The sequence below is a fragment of the Pseudovibrio sp. Tun.PSC04-5.I4 genome (assembly GCF_900104145.1).
Lineage (GTDB): Bacteria > Pseudomonadota > Alphaproteobacteria > Rhizobiales > Stappiaceae > Pseudovibrio.
Window position 1 is genome coordinate 3,901,139 of the sequence record NZ_FNLB01000006.1, and the last position, 19,839, is coordinate 3,920,977.

14 protein-coding genes are annotated in these 19,839 nt (G+C 50.2%); 5 read left to right on the forward strand and 9 right to left on the reverse strand.

All coding sequences use genetic code 11. The features are described 5' to 3' along the window. Positions 1-186: 186 nt before the first annotated feature. Positions 187-1,161 (forward strand): protein-methionine-sulfoxide reductase catalytic subunit MsrP, encoded by a 975-nt coding sequence (gene msrP, locus BLS62_RS23430; RefSeq protein ID WP_093186971.1) that lies wholly within the window; start codon positions 187-189, stop codon positions 1,159-1,161. Between the two features lie 1,252 nt (positions 1,162-2,413). Here msrP and BLS62_RS23435 read toward each other — a convergent pair. From BLS62_RS23435 to BLS62_RS23445, 3 genes are all read right to left on the reverse strand, one after another. Next, on the reverse strand, positions 2,414-3,325 hold the full coding sequence (locus BLS62_RS23435; protein ID WP_093186973.1) for a LysR family transcriptional regulator: 912 nt from the start codon (positions 3,323-3,325) through the stop codon (positions 2,414-2,416). A gap of 28 nt (positions 3,326-3,353) precedes the next feature. Further along, positions 3,354-4,316 carry a thioredoxin-disulfide reductase gene (trxB, locus tag BLS62_RS23440; RefSeq protein WP_093186977.1) on the reverse strand — a complete coding sequence of 321 codons (963 nt, stop codon included), beginning with the start codon at positions 4,314-4,316 and terminating at the stop codon, positions 3,354-3,356. A gap of 62 nt (positions 4,317-4,378) precedes the next feature. After that, positions 4,379-5,338, reverse strand: a complete 960-nt coding sequence (locus BLS62_RS23445; RefSeq protein WP_093189493.1) for a mitochondrial fission ELM1 family protein — start codon at positions 5,336-5,338, stop codon at positions 4,379-4,381. 160 nt (positions 5,339-5,498) lie between these two features. On the opposite strand from BLS62_RS23445, the gene BLS62_RS23450 reads away from it, so the two are divergent. Continuing rightward, the gene (locus tag BLS62_RS23450) at positions 5,499-5,975 is read left to right on the forward strand and encodes an Lrp/AsnC family transcriptional regulator (protein ID WP_093186980.1); all 477 of its coding nucleotides are present in this window, start codon (positions 5,499-5,501) and stop codon (positions 5,973-5,975) included. 102 nt (positions 5,976-6,077) lie between these two features. Here the strand turns inward: BLS62_RS23450 and BLS62_RS23455 are convergent, their stop codons facing one another. The 5 genes from BLS62_RS23455 to BLS62_RS23475 all read right to left on the reverse strand — a co-directional run bounded on the left by BLS62_RS23455 (position 6,078) and on the right by BLS62_RS23475 (position 13,704). Then, a complete protein-coding gene (locus BLS62_RS23455; RefSeq protein ID WP_093186982.1) occupies positions 6,078-7,412 on the reverse strand; it encodes a hypothetical protein in 1,335 nt (444 codons plus the stop codon). A gap of 214 nt (positions 7,413-7,626) precedes the next feature. Continuing rightward, complete coding sequence (locus BLS62_RS23460) at positions 7,627-9,021, reverse strand: methyl-accepting chemotaxis protein (protein ID WP_348271873.1); 1,395 nt, start codon at positions 9,019-9,021, stop codon at positions 7,627-7,629. Positions 9,022-9,361: 340 nt separating this feature from the next. Continuing rightward, complete coding sequence (gene greA / locus BLS62_RS23465) at positions 9,362-9,835, reverse strand: transcription elongation factor GreA (RefSeq protein ID WP_093186986.1); 474 nt, start codon at positions 9,833-9,835, stop codon at positions 9,362-9,364. Between the two features lie 95 nt (positions 9,836-9,930). Then, complete coding sequence (carB, locus tag BLS62_RS23470) at positions 9,931-13,293, reverse strand: carbamoyl-phosphate synthase large subunit (protein ID WP_093186988.1); 3,363 nt, start codon at positions 13,291-13,293, stop codon at positions 9,931-9,933. 159 nt (positions 13,294-13,452) lie between these two features. Further along, positions 13,453-13,704 carry a helix-turn-helix domain-containing protein gene (locus tag BLS62_RS23475; protein WP_093186991.1) on the reverse strand — a complete coding sequence of 84 codons (252 nt, stop codon included), beginning with the start codon at positions 13,702-13,704 and terminating at the stop codon, positions 13,453-13,455. A gap of 1,104 nt (positions 13,705-14,808) precedes the next feature. Between BLS62_RS23475 and BLS62_RS23480 the strand changes: the two genes are divergently transcribed. After that, positions 14,809-15,258 (forward strand): MerR family transcriptional regulator, encoded by a 450-nt coding sequence (locus BLS62_RS23480; RefSeq protein WP_208991058.1) that lies wholly within the window; start codon positions 14,809-14,811, stop codon positions 15,256-15,258. Positions 15,259-15,395: 137 nt separating this feature from the next. Here the strand turns inward: BLS62_RS23480 and carA are convergent, their stop codons facing one another. Further along, positions 15,396-16,586 (reverse strand): glutamine-hydrolyzing carbamoyl-phosphate synthase small subunit, encoded by a 1,191-nt coding sequence (carA, locus tag BLS62_RS23485; protein WP_093186996.1) that lies wholly within the window; start codon positions 16,584-16,586, stop codon positions 15,396-15,398. A 249-nt stretch (positions 16,587-16,835) separates the two neighbouring features. Here carA and BLS62_RS23490 point away from each other — a divergent pair, with 249 nt between their 5' ends. Further along, positions 16,836-17,297 (forward strand): GatB/YqeY domain-containing protein, encoded by a 462-nt coding sequence (locus BLS62_RS23490; RefSeq protein ID WP_093186999.1) that lies wholly within the window; start codon positions 16,836-16,838, stop codon positions 17,295-17,297. A 179-nt stretch (positions 17,298-17,476) separates the two neighbouring features. After that, positions 17,477-19,447 carry a DNA primase gene (gene dnaG / locus BLS62_RS23495; RefSeq protein ID WP_093187001.1) on the forward strand — a complete coding sequence of 657 codons (1,971 nt, stop codon included), beginning with the start codon at positions 17,477-17,479 and terminating at the stop codon, positions 19,445-19,447. Positions 19,448-19,839 lie beyond the last annotated feature (392 nt).

The following is a 19,839-nucleotide window of genomic DNA, read 5'->3' on the forward strand; positions in this document are numbered from 1 at the left end:
TTAGCGTTGACTGCATAAATTGCAGGAGCCCGGGATTTACGTCCTGGGCTTTTTGCTAGGCAGAGCAAATGTGATCACGCGCAATATCACGTGGGGTTTACTTGAAGTTTAAGGGGTTTCGCCGCTAAGTCGTAGGTCAATACTATTAGTTTATATCGAACCCCTAAATTGCCGGGAGTAGGCAGAATGAACATTATTCATAGGCCTGAGTGGATTATTCCTGAAAGGGAAGCAACCTCTGAGGAGGTTTTCTTTAACCGCCGCAGGTTTATGAAGGGCCTTGGAGCTGTTGGTCTTGGTCTGGCAGCAGGCGGTCCGGCAATGATGAACAGTGCCTTTGCGCAGGACAGCAAAGATCCAACATTGGGTCTTTATCCAGCCAAGCAAAACGCAGAGTTCACGCTGAAGCGCGCAATTACGCCTGAAAGCGTGACGTCCGTTTATAATAACTTCTATGAGTTTGGCTCCCACAAGCGCATTTCTGGTGCTGCTCAGGCTCTGAATATTCGTCCATGGGCGATCACCATTGATGGTATGGTCGACAACCCGCAGACCATCGACTTTGATGATCTGGTCCGCAAAATGCCGCTGCAGGAACGCCTGTACCGTCATCGCTGCGTAGAAGCATGGGCAATGGCTGTGCCGTGGACCGGGTTTCCGCTGTCTGAGCTGGTGAAGTATGCAGGTCCGCAGAGCGGCGCAAAGTATGTGCGCTTTGAGACCTTCCAGGATTCTGATGTGGCCAGTGGGCAGCGTCAGTTCTGGTATCCATGGCCTTACGTTGAAGGTGTGACTATGGATGAGGCAATGAACGAAATGGCGTTTATTGCGACAGGTATCTATGGCAAGCCGCTGCTGAAGCAGTATGGCGCGCCAATTCGTCTTGTATTGCCATGGAAATATGGCTTCAAGTCCATCAAGTCGATTGTGAAAATCACGTTGACTGACCAGCGCCCTGTTGGGTTCTGGGAAACAATCGGGCCGAGTGAATATGGCTTCTGGGCTAACGTGAACCCTGACGTGCCACATGCACGTTGGTCTCAGGCGAGCGAGCGTTTGCTGGGTACGGATGAGCGCGTTCCGACGCAGCTGTACAATGGTTATGAGAAACAGGTCGCGCATCTTTATAAAAATGTAAAAGGGCAAAACCTCTACAGATAAGCCTTGAAGCGGACTTAAAGGCGTTCTTTCCAGAAAACGCCTGGTGCTTTCTTGGAGTTGTAGGTTTGTGCAAGAGCAGACAGAAAGGATAACTTTCTGTTTGTTGTGGAAAAGCTAAAAACGGTCCGGCCTCGTCAATAAATGAAGAGGCGGGCCGTTTTTTATTTTGCCGGAATGTGGAGCGTGATTTGCGTACTCAAGTGCTCCGCTCTGTCAGCCTCGCCGATTGCATGCGAAATCTCGCCATAGGCTGCGAAAAGTGCGCAGGCAACGAGAGTGTAAACTGCTTTTTTCAGGTCATTCACATCCACTACCTCAGATATTTACCAATAGGTATGATTCGATAAGTAACGGATGAATGTGGGTTTGTAATTTCATTGATTAGAGTTGGTGAAATATCATTGTTTGAAGAATTACCAGTGATATTTATAGTTAATTTATGGAAAACCTGCGGGAACTACTGAATTCCTATGTCTGCCAATTCCCTGTTTTTGACGGGTTTTCTACCTGTTGCCATGCGAAATAGCCTGGTGAATCCGCCTGTCTCTGCGTGCTTTCCAAATAGTTGATTGTTTTATCTGCTCAAAAATTAGGCGACTATAGGTCAGATGTTGTGCAGCTCTGGTTTGCCGCTTTCTGGTTCTCAAAATGAACGCGTGTTTTTGTGAAAACTAGAGAGGCTCCGGCCTTGGATGTGCGGGCGGAGGGTATGTTTGTCTCCGGTATAGGTGTGCTTCATGCATTATCTCACCTGATTAAGCGTTAAGGCCGCTAGGGCCGTTGGGCTTTGGGCAAAAAAAAACCGGACCAAAGGTCCGGTTTAGAAGTGATGAATGATAAAGCACCTAATGGGTGTAATCACCTTCCAGAGGGGAACAGCTGATCATGTGTCGATGTCACTGGGAGGAGAGGTGTGACAACAACTGATCAACAGCACGTGTATATATGCAGTGCAGCACGGTTCTAGCAATAGTGAATTTTTGCATTGCAGCTATGCATTCTGAGGGGGTCTATATTCCCGCGGTGTTTTCCTGCAGGATCTGACAACTATCGGGTAGGTAACTCTACGGAAGATATTGTCATTTTGGGATAGTCGACTTGAAAAACTAGCCCCACAGCATGACTGAAGGGCCTTGTGTCTTTCAAAGTAATTCTAGTTTTTGCAGTGCAAAACAGAAGAGCGTTTTTCTGAGTTATCCGAGTAGTTAGGGAAGGCCTCATAAGCGACTGCTTGGTTGAAGATCGTTCAGCTCTAGTGCGTCCAGCGTTCAGCGTAGGAAACGAGAAAATCTCTGAAGGCCGTAACGCGGGCCGTATTCTTCAGCTCGGATGGATAAACGAAGTAAGTGTCAAAGCTTGGCAGCTCTTCCTGTGTGACAGACATTACCTGTTTGATACCTGCACTCGGTTCCACCATGTAGTCTGGCAGAATGGCGATGCCGACACCGGTTTGTACAGCTTTCTTGATGCCGGACAGGTTGTTCACCCTCAAAGAGACATCGCGCCTTTCGCCATTGGGCAGGCCAGCCGTCGCGAGCCAGTTCATGGCACGCAGGTAATTGGCCATGTTTTCGCCAATGGTGATGAGGCGGTGATGGTCTAAATCTTCAATAGTGCTCGGGCTTCCAAACCGCTCGATGTACTTCGGGGAGGCGTAAACGTGGAAGTGCACGGTGAAGAGCTTGCGCTGGATGAGGTCTGGCTGGGTGGGCTGGCGTAGACGGATCGCAACATCGGCCTCGCGCATACCTAGATCAAGCTCATCATCCTTACAGATGATTTCCAGCTGCATTTCCGGATAAAGGTCTACAAACTCGTTGACGCGCTGTGTGAGCCATGTGGAGCCCAGGCCGACGGTGGTGGTCACCCGCAATGTGCCACTTGGCTTTTCCTTGGAGTCAGTCAGGCGAGACTGAACAGTTTCAAGTTTTAGCAGAACTTCACGGGCTGTCCGGTACAGGAGCTCGCCCTGTTCCGTTGGTATCAGCCCGCGTGCATGCCTGTGGAACAGGGGAACACCCAGCTCAGCTTCCAGCGCACTTACCTGCCGGCTTACTGCCGACTGACTCATGTTGAGTGCTTCGCCTGCGTGGGTAAAGCTTCCTGCCTGTGCAGCTGCGTGAAAAATTCGCAGCTTGTCCCAATCTAAAGAACGCCCTGGCATTCGTCTTTCCCCCTGTTCTTACAGCTGTTTATTCAGCTGCTTCGCTTGTTGTTGCTACTGCGGCAAGGTAGCGCTCTGCTTCCAAAGCTGCCATGCAGCCCATTCCGGCAGCTGTTACAGCCTGACGGTAATGTTCGTCTGTCACGTCGCCCGCAGCGTAAACACCCGGGATAGAAGTCTGAGTTGAATCAGCCTCTGTCCAGATGTAACCGGAATCTTTCATTTTCACTTGATCTTTGACAAGATCAACTGCTGGAGCATGACCAATTGCAATGAATACACCATCAGTTGGGTATTCAGAGGTTTTGCCAGTCTTACGGTTCTTCAAACGGATGCCATTTACAACAGCTGGGCTTTCAGTGCCGAGAATTTCTTCGACCTGACTGTCCCAGATGACGTTGATCTTTTCGTTCTTGAACAGGCGGTCCTGAAGGATCTTTTCGGAACGAAGGGCATCGCGGCGGTGAACCAGCGTCACTTTGCTTGCGAGGTTGGCAAGGTAGAGGGCTTCTTCAACAGCGGTGTTGCCGCCGCCGATGACGAACACTTCTTTGCCACGGTAGAAGAAACCATCACATGTTGCACATGCGGAAACGCCGCCTGCCTGATACTTTTCCTCAGATGGAAGGCCTAGCCATTTTGCCTGTGCCCCAGTTGCAATCACGAGTGCATCGGCAGTGTAGAGAGTTCCGCTGTCACCTTTGAGCTCAAAAGGGTGCTTGGAGAGGTCAGCTTCCAGAATTGTGTCGTAAACAATCTTGGTACCGACGTTCTCTGCCTGCTTGCGCATCTCTTCCACGAGCCACGGGCCCTGAATTGGATCGGCGAAGCCTGGGTAGTTTTCCACGTCGGTTGTGATGGTCAGCTGACCGCCTGCCTGCACACCGGTGACCAAAAGTGGTTCCAGCATTGCGCGGGCACCATAAATAGCGGCGGTGTAACCTGCAGGACCGGACCCTACGATCAATAGTTTGGTGTGCTTAACAGTCATTTCCCTAGAACCTCAAATTTCGTGCGCAGTTGGATAGTCTCACCGCTTTGTTAGTGGGGGTTCTATCCGTTCGCTCGCTTTTGTTCAATCGCTTTGGATATGGCATCTGCAATATCCGGTGTAGCGTCTATGGGTTCGTAAGTAGGTGCTAATATGGCGCCGGGAAAGGGATGAAGTACTCCCAAGGCCTGCATTTTTGATAAAAAGTAGTCAAACTTTTTGTGAGTACCGGTTGGACGGAAGCCGTAAATGGGTTTTCCGGTCGCGGCAGCCTCTCCCACCATGTTGGTAGAGTCTGTTGTAACTACAACAATTTCAGCGTTGGCTAGGTACTGGATGATCGGGTTTTCGCCTTCCCCGTTCCAGAACATATGCTCATCTGACTTGCCAAGATCGTGAAGTGCAGTTGCAAGGTCGCGCGGGGTCCGACGAGAGCAGGTGATCATTAATGCGTGTGTTTGCGCTAAATCCTTCAAGCCGCCCAGAAGAGAGGTAATGTCGTCTGCTGTGAATTGATGATGCTGAGAATTACCGCCAATGAGCACTGCTGCTCTTGGCTTTGATAGGGCCGCGATCTCAGGAAATGGATTCTGTCTGGCAGCTTGCAGTTTCTGCGCGGAAAATCGATGCGGTGACGTAAGTGTTGTTACGATATTTTTGCCATTTATGGCGTCATGATCCGGTGCCCAAACAATATCTGCAAATTTACTGTTAATCTTTGGATCCTTTAGGAAAACTGTAAAGGTCTTGCCCTTGGAAAGCCACTTTAAGGCGCGTAAGTAGGGCACCGCTCTGCGGCCAGAGGCTATCGCGACAGCAGGATACGGGGGGGCAAGTGGGCTTTCTGGCTTGTGCGGTGAATCTTTAGGGTCTATTGGGCCCCAAGGCATCGCAAAAGTAAAAAACTTACGGGGGGCAACTACTCGTATTTCGTAGGGCATTCCCAAGGCTTCGGCTACGCCGATGCATTGCGCTACGTCTCCGATTTTGCCATCTGTTAAAACCCACAGGTTTTGTGACATTTTGATCCCCAGCTTTCGGGAAGTGTCTGCAAAATGCAAATTGTTGATATAGTCTGTCGCCAATGAGCAATAAACTAGCATTTTGCCTAACTTCATGTTTTAGGCAGTGTTGTAAGACAGGTTAACTGTTAATCCAATAGGACAAGCAAAGGAGACGAGCTTGAAAGCGCGTCTGGATTCGATCGACTGGCAAATTTTGAAGGAGTTGCAGGGGAATGGCCGCATCACCAATGTGGAGCTGGCCCGCCGCGTAGGGATTTCTGCACCTCCATGTTTGCGCAGGGTTCGAGCCCTCGAAGAAGCTGGACTCATTCGTGGATACCGTACTCTACTCGATGAAAAGCAGCTGGGCTATGAAGTAACCGCTTTTGTTATGGTTGGTTTACATAACCAGACAGAAGCCGATCTCGTTGCGTTTGAGGCTCAGGTTAAAGAGTGGCCATTGGTTCGTGAGAGCTACATGGTATCAGGTGAAGTTGATTTCATCATGCGTTGTACTGCTAAAGATCTGGAGTCCTTCCAAAACTTTATCATCCGCGATGTTACCTCCACAAATAATGTGGACCATGTACGCACAGCACTGACCATTCGTCGCATTAAAGATGAGCCGAATGTGCCGATTGATAAGCCTGAGTAATTCTAATACCTCTCAGCACATCACTGAATATGCAAACGGCCTTCGTACTGGAAGGCCGTTTTTGTTTGTGGGGTGTATTTTGCTGATATTAGCTCAACTTGATCAGTTCCACGCTCCGACGGTGATATTAACAGTACCAGAGCTGATGTTACTGCGCGTTTTGGACGGGACCTCCGGTCCATCGTAAGGACCAATTGGGTTCTCATCCATGCTGAAGCCGTAGACTGCGTTCCTCAGGAATATCGAAGGTTTGCCGGAGAGGCGGGAGTCGGTTCCGTCAACATCGCTGTAGTGCAGGAACTTAGAATAGGAGTGACAGATTTTCCCTGCCTTGTACCACTGGGTCCAGTCATTCCACTTTTCGGTACTGAACCCGGCGTTTAGACTGGTCGTTTCCGAGGCTTCTTGTACTCCATTTTGAGCGACACCACGGCACAGTGCTTCCCAAATGCAATCTTGAAGGAGGCCAGCATCATCTGCGGGGCCAGCTGGTGTTAAACCCGCCCCGAAGGATTGTTGGAAAACATACTGGCTGCTTTGAAGGCCGGATTCTGGTTTGAAGTATTGATAGGTTCCCTGCGGGCCGGACAGGCTGAAGCCAAGTGTCCCCGCATTTGTTGTGGGGTGCGTGAGCATCTTGCAAGAGCCTTCATACAGCCGAAGTGCTGCACTTGACCCCAAATTGATGCTCAACCTGTTTCCGAGTTTGAAGAACTCGGCGAGTGTTTCATCCCAATATGTCGATAGTGGATCGTTGGTTGTACCCTGATAATTGCCTGAGCTTGAAGCCAGCCAATCATTGGGATCACAGATCGCAAAGAATTGGTCGTCAATCACTGGTGGTTGGTAGCCGCCGGGGGTGAGAGGGGCAGAATAAAGGAGGTCTTTGAATGCAAGAACTCGGATGTCGCTCTTTGCTTCGTTCCTTATAAATTTCTCAAAGGCTTTTGCAATTTGGGCGCGGGATACATCGCTGCGCACTCCATATTCCTGTAGGGGTTCATCTTGAACTGTGAACCGTAGATTTAGTCCAAAGCCGCTTACCGCGGTGAGATTGAGCTGGGCATTCAACCCAAATTCGAACACGTCAAACGGGCCGGGTGAGGCGATGCTAGGTACGTTGGCAAAGGGGTATTGGGTAAACTGAATTGGATTGTTGTTTGTGGTTGTCAGGGCGTCAGGTTCTGCCGTTGACACAACAAATAGCAGCCGATCATCTCCGTTGGTGACATCGGATAAGATGACCTGACTTACATCAGAGAGTTTTTGGAAGGGGACTGATGAGGGCGGCGTTGTTGCGCTTGGTCTGGAGAATTGCTCTGCGTCCAATACTTTGAAGGCATCAAAGGAGCCGCCGTTGATCCACCCGGCAACCCAAACGCAAGCTGATTTTTCGGAAAGTCCAGTTTCATCGAAAAGTTTAAAAGTGATAGACATGAAAACCCTCTTGAGCAAACGCCTGTAAATCGATCTGAGATGGGGAGCCAATTTGCTTGTCAGCTTGTACAGTGACGTCAGTTCATTGATTTCGTGAGTGATGTTCTCAAGGGGCCTTTGAGGGTAAATTGCTTTTCGGTGGGATCAGACATGCAAAAGGCCTCCGCGTTGGAAGGCCTTTTCTGGTCATGCTGCTCGTTCTTTGGGGGCAGAGTTAGATATTGCGGATGCTGGAGAAGAATTGAGAGATCTCCCCGGACATTGCTTCGCTCTGCTGGTTTAGCTCATTTGCGGCTGTAGCTGCTGTTGCAACAGCCTGCTCTGATTGCTGTGCTGTTGCCAGAATGTTGGTGAGTTCGTCCGTGACACCCTTGGCATTTTGTGAGGCCGACTGAATGCTTGAGGAGATTTCGTTGGTTGCCAGCCCTTGCTGCTCGACCGCATCTGCGATGGTGGTTGCTGTTGAGCTGACTTCTTCGATCTTCAGTGAAATCGCGGAGATCTCCTCCACACACCGGCGGGTTTCGCTTTGAATTGCGCTGATCTTGGATGCAATCTCATCCGTTGCCTGACCGGTTTGGCTGGCAAGGTCCTTCACCTCACTTGCTACAACCGCAAAGCCGCGACCAGCTTCGCCAGCGCGGGCCGCCTCAATGGTGGCGTTGAGTGCAAGAAGGTTGGTCTGCTCAGCGATTGCGCTGATGAGTTCGGTTACAGCGCCAATTTCGTTGGTCGCTGTTTGCAGGCCAAGAACGGTGTTGTTCGTTTGCTCTGCGTCTTTGGATACAGAGCGGGCTGTTTCCGCTGAGCGGTTGACCTGTGTGCCAATCTCGGAAACATTTGCGGACATTTCTTCAACGGCAGCTGCTCCGGATTGCACGTCAGCGGCTGTATAGTCCGCAGACTGACTTGCTGCTTCGGCTGCCAGTTTACTTTGCTGGGAGGCTTTACGCAGGGTGAGAGCGGAGTTCTCAACACGAGAGCCAGCTTTATCGACATGCTCAATACGTTGGCCGATAAGTTGCTCGAATTGGTTGATTGCGCCTTCAAGTTGGGACGTGCGTTGGTCACGTTCTTCAGTGTGATGGCGATGATAGGCTGAGACGGCCTGACCCATGTCGAACAGGGCAGCTTTTTGCATTGCGATGAGGCTGCGTGTCAGACGACGGGTAGAGAAGCGCATTTTTCTGGAAAGGACTTTGGTGAGTTCCTCCAAAATAAAGGCATAACCACCGATATACCAATCTGGCTCTAGGTCGGTGTGTACGTGGGCCCGGCCAATTTTATCAACGCGAGAGATGTAGTCCTCGTCGAAACCGCTTAGGAAAAGAGCTTTCCAGTGGTTGGACTGTGCGGATTTTAAACCATTAATTTTGCCGGAAACCTTCTTCTTCAAGTCAGGATCACGCTCGATATGGGCATAAAAATCACTTAAAATAGCCGGTAGGTGGCCCTCAATAATAGGCCAAAGACCTGAAAGTGTTGAAATGGTCTGGCTGTCGATTTTAAAGAAATCGAGCTGGCTCGTGAGACCCTGTGAATTTTTAGTGGTCGTGGCAGCAAATGTCCCGTGTATCTGTCGAGATGTTTTGCAATTACAAATATTAATACTAGGTAGATTTAGTTAGATTCAATTTTTGATATACACTCAGGCGTCTGTGGATAATCCTGGGTTGTGATTGAATTTGAGTTTTGGAGGTTAGGATATGTGCGAGTTTCCCACGGGGATTCCGATATTCCTCAGTTTGCTCGTTAACTTATTGAGAATTCGACTATCTGATATGTATTTAGTGGATAAAACATGTAGCGCACATAAGAAATGCCGCTCACGGCGGCATTTCTTGATTTCGCATATTGTTTGACGCAGAGGCATTTCAAAGATTAGTGCAGTTTGCGAGAATCTTTACCTCGTCGGATTTGCATCCTTAGCGCCCCTGCTTGAAGGCGGATTAAACGAATTCCACCTTGGTGATTTCATATCCGCGTGCTCCGCCCGGAGCAGCAACTTCAACGCTGTCTCCTACGGATTTACCGATGAGTGCGCGTGCAATCGGAGAGGAAAGCGAAATACGGCCTTGTTTCACGTCAGCTTCGATGTCGCCAACGATCATGTATTTCTTTTCCGCCTCGGTATCTTCGTCTATGAGGGAAACAGTTGCACCAAACTTAACAGTATCGCCGCTCAGCTTGGTGAGGTCGATAATCTCTGCAAGACTCTGCAGTGCTTCGAGATGCTTAATGCGGCCTTCGTTCAGGCTCTGATGTTCCTTCGCCGCGTGGTATTCAGCGTTTTCGGAAAGATCGCCGTGAGCACGGGCTTCGGAAATTGCGGCAATAATGCGCGGGCGATTTTCGGTTGTACGAAGCTTAAGCTCTTTAACGAGCATCGTATAACCTGCCGGCGTCATAGGTACCTTTTCCATGGCTCGTACACCTTTCTAAGTATGTGGTGATGTGGCCCATCACAATAAAAAAACTGACCGGGCTGAGTAAACCTCAACCCGGACTTGTAGGTTATTTATTTGAAGTAAGATTGTAGTGATCTTACTTCAAGAGTTTTCGCGCGGAACGCTTCAATGCCTTGAGCTGCTGCTATGGCTCCCGCTACAGTGGTGTAGTAGGGAACCTTATTCATCAGCGCAGCCTGACGCAGTGACCGGCTATCGGAAAGTGCCTGAGCGCCTTCAGTTGTATTGAAGACGAGTTGAACTTCCCCGTTCTTGATAGCATCAACGATATGTGGCCGCCCTTCAAGCACCTTGTTGACCTTTGAACAAGGGATGCCTTGGTTTTCCAAATATCTTTGCGTGCCTTCGGAGGATATAATGGAAAACCCTGATGCCGCAAGTTTCCGTGCCGACTCAACGATCTTTGCCTTATCCGCATCTTTTAGTGAGATGAAGACAGTTCCGCCTGATGGAATGATCGTTCCGCCACCAAGTTGAGATTTTGCGAAAGCAAAGGAGAAGTCGGTGTCCAGACCCATCACTTCACCTGTGGAGCGCATCTCAGGCCCAAGGATTGTATCAACACCGGGGAAGCGTGCGAATGGAAAGACAGCTTCTTTCACTGCAACGTGGTCGAGCTTCTTCGGTTTGAGGTTGAAGCTTGCAAGCTTTTCGCCAGCCATGATCCGAGCTGCAATCTTCGCGATTGGTTCGCCGATGGTCTTTGCCACAAACGGAACGGTTCTGGATGCACGCGGGTTGACTTCCAGCACGTAGATCTCACCCTCTTTGATGGCGAACTGAACGTTCATCAAGCCAACCACATTGAGTGCGAGAGCAAGTTTGCGTCCTTGTTCTTCCAGCTCGGCGAGCATTTCATCACTCAAAGAATAAGCCGGCAGGGAACACGCGCTGTCGCCGGAGTGGATGCCAGCTTCTTCGATGTGCTCCATGATGGCACAGATGAAGACATCTTCACCATCACACAGAGCGTCAACGTCTACCTCAATTGCGCCTTCAAGGTAGCGGTCAAACAACAGTGGGTTGGTGCCGAGCAGGGTGTTGATCTGGCCTGTTTTATCGTTCGGGTATTTGGCGCGCACATCATGCGGAACCAGCTCTGGTAGTGTGCCGAGCAGGTAGTTGTTGAGTGCTTCATCATCGCGAATGATCTGCATGGCACGGCCACCCAGAACATAGGAGGGGCGAACAACAAGTGGCAGGCCCAGGTTGCTCGCAATCATACGGCCCTGTTCCACAGAGTAGGCGATGCCGTTTTCCGGCTGCTTCAGGTTGATCCTGTGTAGCAGGCGCTGGAAACGGTCGCGGTCTTCTGCAAGGTCGATCATGTCTGGAGACGTGCCCAGAATTGGAATGCCTGCGTCGACGAGTGACTGAGCTAGCTTCAAAGGAGTCTGGCCGCCGAACTGAACGATAACGCCTTTCAGTGTGCCCTTGGAGTTTTCAAGGTGAAGGATTTCCAGCACGTCTTCGGGAGTGAGTGATTCAAAGTAGAGACGATCAGATGTGTCGTAATCGGTCGAGACTGTTTCCGGGTTACAGTTGATCATGATGGATTCATAACCAGCATCTTTCAACGCGAACGCAGCATGACAGCAGCAGTAATCGAACTCGATGCCCTGACCAATCCGGTTTGGTCCGCCGCCCAGAATGACAACCTTCTCTTTATCGCTTGGGTTTGCTTCACAAGACGGCAAGCCCGGAGTTGGTGTCTCATAGGTGGAGTACATGTACGGGGTTGGAGATGCGAATTCAGCTGCACAGGTATCAATGCGCTTGTAGACCGGTTTCACATTCAGTTCTGCACGCAGAGCTGCAACTTTATCTGCTGTGGTCTGTGTGAGAACGGCAAGGCGGTTGTCTGAGAAGCCCATAGCTTTGACCATGCGCAAGGCCTGTGCATTGTCTGGCAGGCCGTGCTCGATGATCTTTTGTTCCATCTCCACGATTTCTTTGATCTGTTCGAGGAACCATGGATCAATCTTGCAGATGTCGTGGATTTCTTTTGCAGTTGTGCCGAGGCGCATGGCTTGGGCCACGTTCAGCAAACGATCCGGGGTAGGGACAGCAAGAGATTTGCGGATAGCGGTGTAGTCTTCGCCGTGACCGATGCCGTCGACCTCGATTGGATCAAGGCCTGTCAGTCCTGTTTCCAAGCCGCGCAAGGCTTTCTGCAAGCTTTCTTTGAAGGTCCGGCCAATGGCCATGACTTCACCAACAGACTTCATTGCTGTTGTCAAAGTTGGTTCTGCACCCGGGAATTTTTCAAATGCGAAGCGAGGGATCTTTGTGACGACATAGTCGATTGTTGGTTCAAACGATGCCGGGGTCGCGCCGCCGGTGATGTCGTTTTCCAACTCATCCAGTGTGTAGCCAACAGCTAGTTTTGCCGCGATTTTAGCAATCGGGAAACCTGTTGCTTTGGAGGCCAGAGCAGAGGAGCGGGATACGCGTGGGTTCATCTCAATAACGATGAGACGACCATCAGCCGGGTTTACAGCGAACTGAACGTTGGACCCGCCGGTTTCCACGCCGATCTCGCGCAGAACAGCAATCGAGGCGTTCCGCATGATCTGGTATTCTTTGTCCGTCAGCGTCAAAGCAGGGGCGACGGTGATGGAATCGCCAGTGTGAACGCCCATCGGGTCAATGTTTTCAATGGAACAGATGATGATGCAGTTATCCGCCGTATCGCGGACCACTTCCATCTCGTATTCTTTCCAGCCGAGCAAGCTTTCGTCGATGAGGACCTGGCCGTTTGGTGAGGCATCAATACCGGAGCGAACAATCTGTTCGAATTCTTCACGGTTATAAGCGACGCCGCCGCCTGTGCCGCCGAGGGTAAACGCTGGACGAATGATCGCTGGCAGGCCGATGGTATCAATCTGGCTCATGGCTATTGCGTAGCCCGCTCCACGATCATACCCGACGATGTTACCCTCATCGTTTAGGATTGGAGGAGAAGAGGCGATTGCTGCGCGTGGGTTTTCAAGGCCGATCTTGTCCATGGCCGCGCGGAATTTCTCGCGATCCTCAGCTTTGTCGATTACCTCAGCGCGGGCGCCAATCATCTCAACGTTGTATTTTTTCAGCACGCCCAGACGATCAAGCTCCAGCGCGCAGTTCAGCGCTGTCTGTCCGCCCATGGTTGGCAGCAGAGCGTCCGGCTTTTCCTTTGCGATGATCTTCTCAACGGCGTCTGCCGTGATGGGCTCGATGTAGGTTGCGTCAGCTAGATCCGGGTCCGTCATGATGGTTGCCGGATTAGAGTTCACCAAGATTATGCGGTAGCCCTCATCTCGCAGTGCCTTACAAGCCTGAGTACCGGAGTAATCGAACTCACAGGCTTGACCAATCACGATAGGTCCAGCCCCGATGATCATGATAGATTGGATGTCATTGCGTTTAGGCATGGTGACTCACATATGCTCGCGTTTAAGCACCAGCGCGCCCGAATGGTGCTCTGGTGGATCCTTCATAGGAGTATGTCGGCTGAGCGCGTGTTATATAAAAGGTTGGAGCGTTTATAAACCCCGACGAACGCCTATTTCCGAAATAATCCGTTTTTTTTCTCAAGACTTAGGGGGAGTTTCTTCAGCTAAAGTCGTAGTCATGACGGCTTCTTGCCCATTAAAGTCAGAAATTCCTTTGCTTAAGGCATAACAAGCAAGGCGCACAGACTTCGGAATTTCAACTGGTTTACCGTCTCGGTTGCCATTTTCATAATATTGAATCATCCGTTTTTTTAGGCCGAGGTGTTCTGCTGCCTCTTTTTGTTTGTAGCCGAGTGCTTTGCGCCATGCCCGAAACTGTGATGGTTTCATGATACTAACCCGATGATTCAGATAGGAAAATGTTATTCTACAGGCTGAAACTTAACAGTCTGCCTTGGCATTATTGCATATAACGGGGAAATAAAAACGCACTTGAGGCGTTGAATTCGTTGAAAAGTAGGCATGTGAGTTTCAAGCGCAGAAATTGCCATGTCGAAGCCAAAGGAAATGGAAGAATGTCGGTGTGCAACTTTCTAGGTTTAGATGAGGGGCTGTCTTGCGGCTTTCGCTTTATGTGGCAAATTGATGACGTTTCATTCAATTGGAACTGGTGGGACCAATTTTGTGTAGTTTGCATTGATTAGCGTTTCTATCTTATGCAGTTTGTCTCCAAAATGTGCCCGATTATAGATCCTGACGGTCGTTGATCGCTCTGTACGCGAGGTAAGTTTATAGTTTTGCTGCGCGAAAAATGAACAGCCTGTTCAAAAAATGTGCAACTTACTCACTTTGGCTGACCAATCGTTATTTTCTTGAGAAAGAATAGAGCAAAAGTAGTTCTAGAGATGCCGAGTAGTTAATCGTCAAATTTGACTTTACGTCTCACTCTTAGTCATGTTGGCATATTATTGATAATATGTAATTGATGGGGTTGTAGTATATTATCCTGCTTAACGCAGAATTATATTTGGAATTTGCATGAAAATTAGAGAATAGTTTTAGTTGTATCAAAAATATAGTCTCAATATTTTCATATATTACTTATTCCGTATAAATACTTATAATATTATTGCGGAGGTCACCTAGTGTATACGTTGGCCAGTCGAAGTAAAAATTGCAATAACGGGCTATATTTTGTCAGTCTCCTTGTGTAGATTATCAATTATCCAAGGTGAATTACCATAGAATTTATTGAGGATTTTGAAGGTGAGGGTACTCAAATCATGCGGCAAAATCGTTTTGCACCTATCCTTGGATAGTGTTCGGAGCATGCTGCTATGAGGCGGGTGCCTAAAGCTGCAAAATAACTAGTAGAGAATTGAAGGGGTACAAAAGTTATTTGGGGAATTCATGGACGCCCCGGGTGGGGAGCGGAAATGATGAGCTTTTGTAACTCTTCTAAGGTTTAACATACAAACCACCGGGCAAATGGAAATGAATAGTATTCCTAGTAGGCTTGATGTCGCTGCAGATATCGCTGGACCAATTCGTGAGGATGATGGGGACGGTCAACTGCTTGCGATTTCTGAGATGTCAGAGTTGTTTAGTGTAACTCTGCGTACACTTCGCTTTTATGAGGAGAAGGGGCTTCTTAACCCTGTACGCCGTGGTGCACGTCGCTTTTACAGAAGTCGTGACGTCAGCCGTATGCGGGTTATCTTGCAAGCGAAGAAAATCGGTCTCACACTCGCTGAGGTCCGTCGCATTATCAAACTCGTAGAGGGCACCAGCCCACGCGCTGATCAGCTGACAGAGCTGCAGGACATTTGTGGAGCGCAAGAACTGCTGCTTCATGAGCAAGAGCAGGCTTTGCAGGAGCAGATCGCAGAAGTGCGCGGTGTTTCTCAAGCACTCATCACGATGCTTGAAAAAGAAGCTGCATAAATCACAAGGTTTTGTGATGCTAAACCCGGCTCCATTGGTGCCGGGTTTTTTGTTGTCTTGGTGCAGAAAAAATTGGCGCTCAAACAAAAAGCGGAGCCTGAGGCCCCGCTTTGAATTTTTCGTCTCCGCCTTGTAGTTTACTTTGCGGCAGAGGCTTTGTGGTTCTCGATCATCTCGATAAAACGAGCGAAGAGGTAATGGCTGTCTTGCGGACCCGGTGAGGCTTCCGGGTGATGCTGTACCGAGAAAACCGGCGCATCTTTGACACGCAGGCCGCAGTTGGTGCCATCGAACAGGGATACGTGAGTTTCTTCCACGTTCTCTGGCAGGCTGCCTGCGTTTACGGAGAAGCCATGGTTCATGCTGGTGATCTCAACCTTGTTGGTTGTGTAGTCATGAACTGGATGGTTTGCGCCGTGGTGGCCCTGATGCATTTTCTGCGTCGTGCCGCCAAGAGCAAGCGCTAGCATCTGGTGGCCCAGACAAATACCAAAGACAGGTAGACCTGAAGCCACAAGTGCGCGGATTGTTGGAACCGCATACTCACCCGTTGCTGCTGGATCGCCCGGTCCGTTGGACAGGAAGACACCATCCGGTTTGTGAGAGAGGATTTCCTCAGCTGAGGTGGTTGCTGGAACAACAGTCACGCGGCAACCAGCTTCAGCCAGTAGACGCAGAATGTTGCGCTTCACACCGAAGTCCATTGCAACAACATGATAGGCTGGCTGTGTTTGCTCGCCAAAGCCCTCTTGCCATGCCCATGTGGTTTCGTTCCAGTCGTAAGTCTTGGCAGTGCTGAGGCCTTTCGCCAGATCCATACCTTCCAGATCAGGAAGGTTGGCTGCTTCTGCTTTTAGGGCATCCACATCGAAATTGCCGTCCGGATCATGCGCGATGATCGCATTTTGCATGCCTTTGTCGCGAATGAAGGCCGTGAGCGCACGGGTATCAACGCCGGACAGACCAACAATATTGCAGGCCTTGAGCCATTCATCGAAGTGATTTCCGGACCGATAGTTGGAGGGAGTGGTGATGTCAGTGCGTATAATTGCACCGCGTGCACCGGTCGTTCCTTCCATATCTACAGTTTCGATATCATCTAGGTTGGTACCGACGTTGCCAATATGCGGGAAGGTGAAAGTGATGATCTGTCCTGCATAGGATGGATCTGTGAGAATCTCTTCATACCCGGTCATAGCCGTATTGAAGCAGACTTCGCCTGACGCTTTTCCAAGGGCTCCAACGCCTCGTCCTTCGATGACAGTGCCATCGGCGAGAACGAGGAGGGCGGTAGGTTTTGGCGCAGACCACGCGTCTTGAGCTTTCATCACTTGCTTTCTTGATACGGTTGATGACAATATGCGTCCATCTGAAACGCGGCCTAAGGACTTGACTTTGGCGCGTCACAGTCGCATCAAGGCCGGGACCATAGGAGAACGGTTCTCTCTGGTCAATATCACTCGTGTAGAAATAATACTGCGAGAATTACGGGAAATTAGCCTAAATCATAAGGACGAGGTCTATTTGTTTGTCTTATAGAGCCTCTTTTTGAGTTTCCGCGTCAGGGTTCCTTTAGTATGTTGCGAGACAAGATATCCAATGCGCTGAAAGCAGCGCAGGAAGACAAAAGCAAAAGACGTGCAGCCACGTTACGCTTGATTTCAGCGGCCATCATGGACCGCGATATCGCAGCGCGTGAGCAAGGCCGTGATGGTTTGAGCGATGAAGAGCTCATGACCCTTTTGCAGACCATGCTTGGTCAACGTGAACAAGAGGGCGCTCATTGCGAAGCTTGTGGCAAAATAGAACTTGCTGCACAGGAACGCGATGAAGCGGATATGATCCGCGAATTCTTGCCATCCCAGCTCTCTGAATACGAAATGAAGCTTGTTTGTCAGACAGTTGTGGAATGTGTTGAAGCTCGAGGTCTGCGCGATATGGGGCGTTGCATGGCCGAGTTGAAAGTGCGTTATCCGGGTCAGATGGACTTTGCCAAAGCCAGCTGCCTGGTGAAACAGATGTTACGCGCTCCACAATAACAAGTGGATTCTGGAGTGCTTTATGACTGCCGTGTCTTGTGAGATGCGGCTTTTCTTTTTTCTTCTGTCAAACAGAAGCTGACATCCAATAATTGGCGGATTTGCTGGCTATTGTGGCCATCCGCCGCTAGAATCCCTCAGCTCGGCTGCTTTCAGGTCAACTTGGAATTTGGACTACCATGCGTTTCGATCAGCAATTTCTTGAGGACATCCGCAATCGCGTCTCTTTGTCAGACGTGGTGGGGCGGCGTGTAACCTGGGATCGGCGTAAATCGCAACCCGGAAAAGGTGACTTTTGGGCCTGCTGTCCCTTCCACTCAGAGAAGTCCCCGAGCTTCCACGTTGATGAGCGCCGGAACCGCTACAAGTGCTTTGGCTGTGGTGAAAGTGGAGATCATTTCAAGTTTCTAATGGAAACTGAGGGCCTAAGTTTTCCAGAGGCTGTTGAAGAATTAGCTAGTTCGGCGGGAATCAGCCTGCCTGCGCCGGATCCTCAGGCGGCATTTAAGGCTGCAAAACGGAACTCCCTGACGGATATCTGTGAGATGGCGGTGCGCTATTTCCAGCAGGTGCTCCAGTCTCCAGCGGGGCGATCTGCGCAGGAGTATGTGCAGCGTCGTGGCCTGAGCGCTGAAACATTGAGTGAGTTTCAGTTCGGGTTTGCGCCTCCGGGCCGTGATAACCTCAAGACAGCACTTCTGGCCAAGGATGTTACTGAGGCTGAGTTGGTTGAGGTTGGTCTGCTCATCAAGCCAGAGGACGGTCGGCCATCTTATGACCGGTTCCGCAATCGTCTGATGATCCCGATTCATGATGAGCGGGGCAGGGCAGTGGCGTTCGGTGGGCGTACGATGGACCCTGATGGGCAACCCAAGTACCTGAACTCACCTGAAACACCGATCTTCCACAAAGGAACCATGCTGTTTAACGTCCACCGTGCTCGTAAACCTGCGTTTGATGCAGGGCAGGCGATTGTGGTGGAAGGCTATATGGATGCCATCGCCCTTTCGCAGGTTGGTATCAAAGGGACGGTTGCGAGCCTTGGGACTGCCTTTACCGAAGACCAAATTTTGCGGTTGTGGAAGTTTTCCGATGAGCCCGTGATTTGTTTTGATGGGGATGTGGCCGGTATTTCTGCTGCACACCGTGCGGTGGACCGTATTTTGCCAGCGCTGACAAGTGGTAAATCCTTCCAGTTTGCGTTTTTGCCAGACGGGCAAGATCCAGATGATGTGATTAATGCAGGCGGCGTCTCTGCCATGTATGCCGAGATTGAGCGGGCGCTTCCTCTCTCGGAGGTTGTTTGGCAGCGCGAGACCAGTCAGGCCCGGATTGATACGCCGGAACGGAAAGCCGCGCTGGAAAAGGCCGTTGAAGATCTTGTGGGGACCATCAAAGATGAGCGCATTCAAAAGCGCTACCGGATGGATTTGCGCCTCAAGCTTTCGAACTTGTTTTATGAGGAAAGTCGCCGAAATCGTGGTCCAGCGCAAAAAGGCGGCGGCGGTGGCGGTTGGCGTAACAACAAACAGGGTGGTGATGAAGACAGAGCCTCGACCGCTCGCATGGAGGCGCCTGATACGCCTGCTTATGGGGTTGAGCGAAGTTTTTGCACCATGTGTCTGATGTTCCCGGAGCTGTTTGAACGCCACTTTGAGCGGATCTCGCAGCTGACATATTCCAATGAACTTCATTCCATGTTTATGACGGCTCTTGTTCGGATTGCTACTGACCTTGCTGAGGGGACTGTGACGCAGATCTATAATAAGCTGGATGAGCGTTTCTATAAAATCCTTCAGGAAGCGATTGTCAGTTCGAGGCCAGATGAAGACAGCAGCAAGGCAAGTACGTTGCAGCGCTGGGATACGTTGACCAACCGACTTCAGATCCTCAAGGAAGACCCTCCAGAAGATTTTGTCGAACATCTGTTCCTGAACTATGCGGATATGCTTGAGCTGCGGATGCTGGAGATGGAGCTTGAGCATGAAACGCGGGCTATGGAAGAAAATCTGACTGAAGAGAGCTGGAGCCGCTTTCAGGCTCTGAAGCAGGATTTAACTCGCCGTCGGGAAGACTGCTTGCGAGATGAGCAGGAGCTGGCGGAGCGTGGAACCAAGATGAAGCTTAACAAGGCTGCCATGCGCGGTTAAAGCAGGATGCCTTAAAATCGGTTGCGCCAAACAGCCTCCCTATCCCGTTTGGGGCGGTGTCTCTCTGGATTATTGGCAGACGCTTTTTGTCGGTCGGTATTGGTGCAATTTTATGGGAATGCGCGGATGCGTCGCGCCTTTCTCTCTTGACGTAGCGGATGATATTTCGGGGGTGGGTTGTGTGCGAGAGTGCTTGTTTTTCAAAGTTATCCAGAAAAATAAGTAATGAACTGTCCAAAATCCCCTAGAATCAGATTGACCGGGCCGAATCACACTTGCGAATCACAAAAGGCGAGCTACATACACTAGGTCAGACAGCCGATGTTAGCGCCCGTAGACCATAGATGTCTTTAATGCGGCGAAATCTTAATCGGATAATCAGCGCTGTCGAC

Excerpts from the sequence above, each read along its gene's own strand:
- msrP (WP_093186971.1), top strand. The coding sequence starts at position 187 with ATGAACATTATTCATAGGCCTGAGTGGATTATTCCTGAAAGGGAAGCA.
- BLS62_RS23435 (WP_093186973.1), bottom strand. The coding sequence starts at position 3,325 with ATGCCAGGGCGTTCTTTAGATTGGGACAAGCTGCGAATTTTTCACGCA.
- trxB (WP_093186977.1), bottom strand. The coding sequence starts at position 4,316 with ATGACTGTTAAGCACACCAAACTATTGATCGTAGGGTCCGGTCCTGCA.
- BLS62_RS23445 (WP_093189493.1), bottom strand. The coding sequence starts at position 5,338 with ATGTCACAAAACCTGTGGGTTTTAACAGATGGCAAAATCGGAGACGTA.
- BLS62_RS23455 (WP_093186982.1), bottom strand. The coding sequence starts at position 7,412 with ATGTCTATCACTTTTAAACTTTTCGATGAAACTGGACTTTCCGAAAAA.
- greA (WP_093186986.1), bottom strand. The coding sequence starts at position 9,835 with ATGGAAAAGGTACCTATGACGCCGGCAGGTTATACGATGCTCGTTAAA.
- carB (WP_093186988.1), bottom strand. The coding sequence starts at position 13,293 with ATGCCTAAACGCAATGACATCCAATCTATCATGATCATCGGGGCTGGA.
- BLS62_RS23475 (WP_093186991.1), bottom strand. The coding sequence starts at position 13,704 with ATGAAACCATCACAGTTTCGGGCATGGCGCAAAGCACTCGGCTACAAA.
- BLS62_RS23480 (WP_208991058.1), top strand. The coding sequence starts at position 14,809 with ATGAATAGTATTCCTAGTAGGCTTGATGTCGCTGCAGATATCGCTGGA.
- carA (WP_093186996.1), bottom strand. The coding sequence starts at position 16,586 with ATGAAAGCTCAAGACGCGTGGTCTGCGCCAAAACCTACCGCCCTCCTC.
- BLS62_RS23490 (WP_093186999.1), top strand. The coding sequence starts at position 16,836 with ATGTTGCGAGACAAGATATCCAATGCGCTGAAAGCAGCGCAGGAAGAC.
- dnaG (WP_093187001.1), top strand. The coding sequence starts at position 17,477 with ATGCGTTTCGATCAGCAATTTCTTGAGGACATCCGCAATCGCGTCTCT.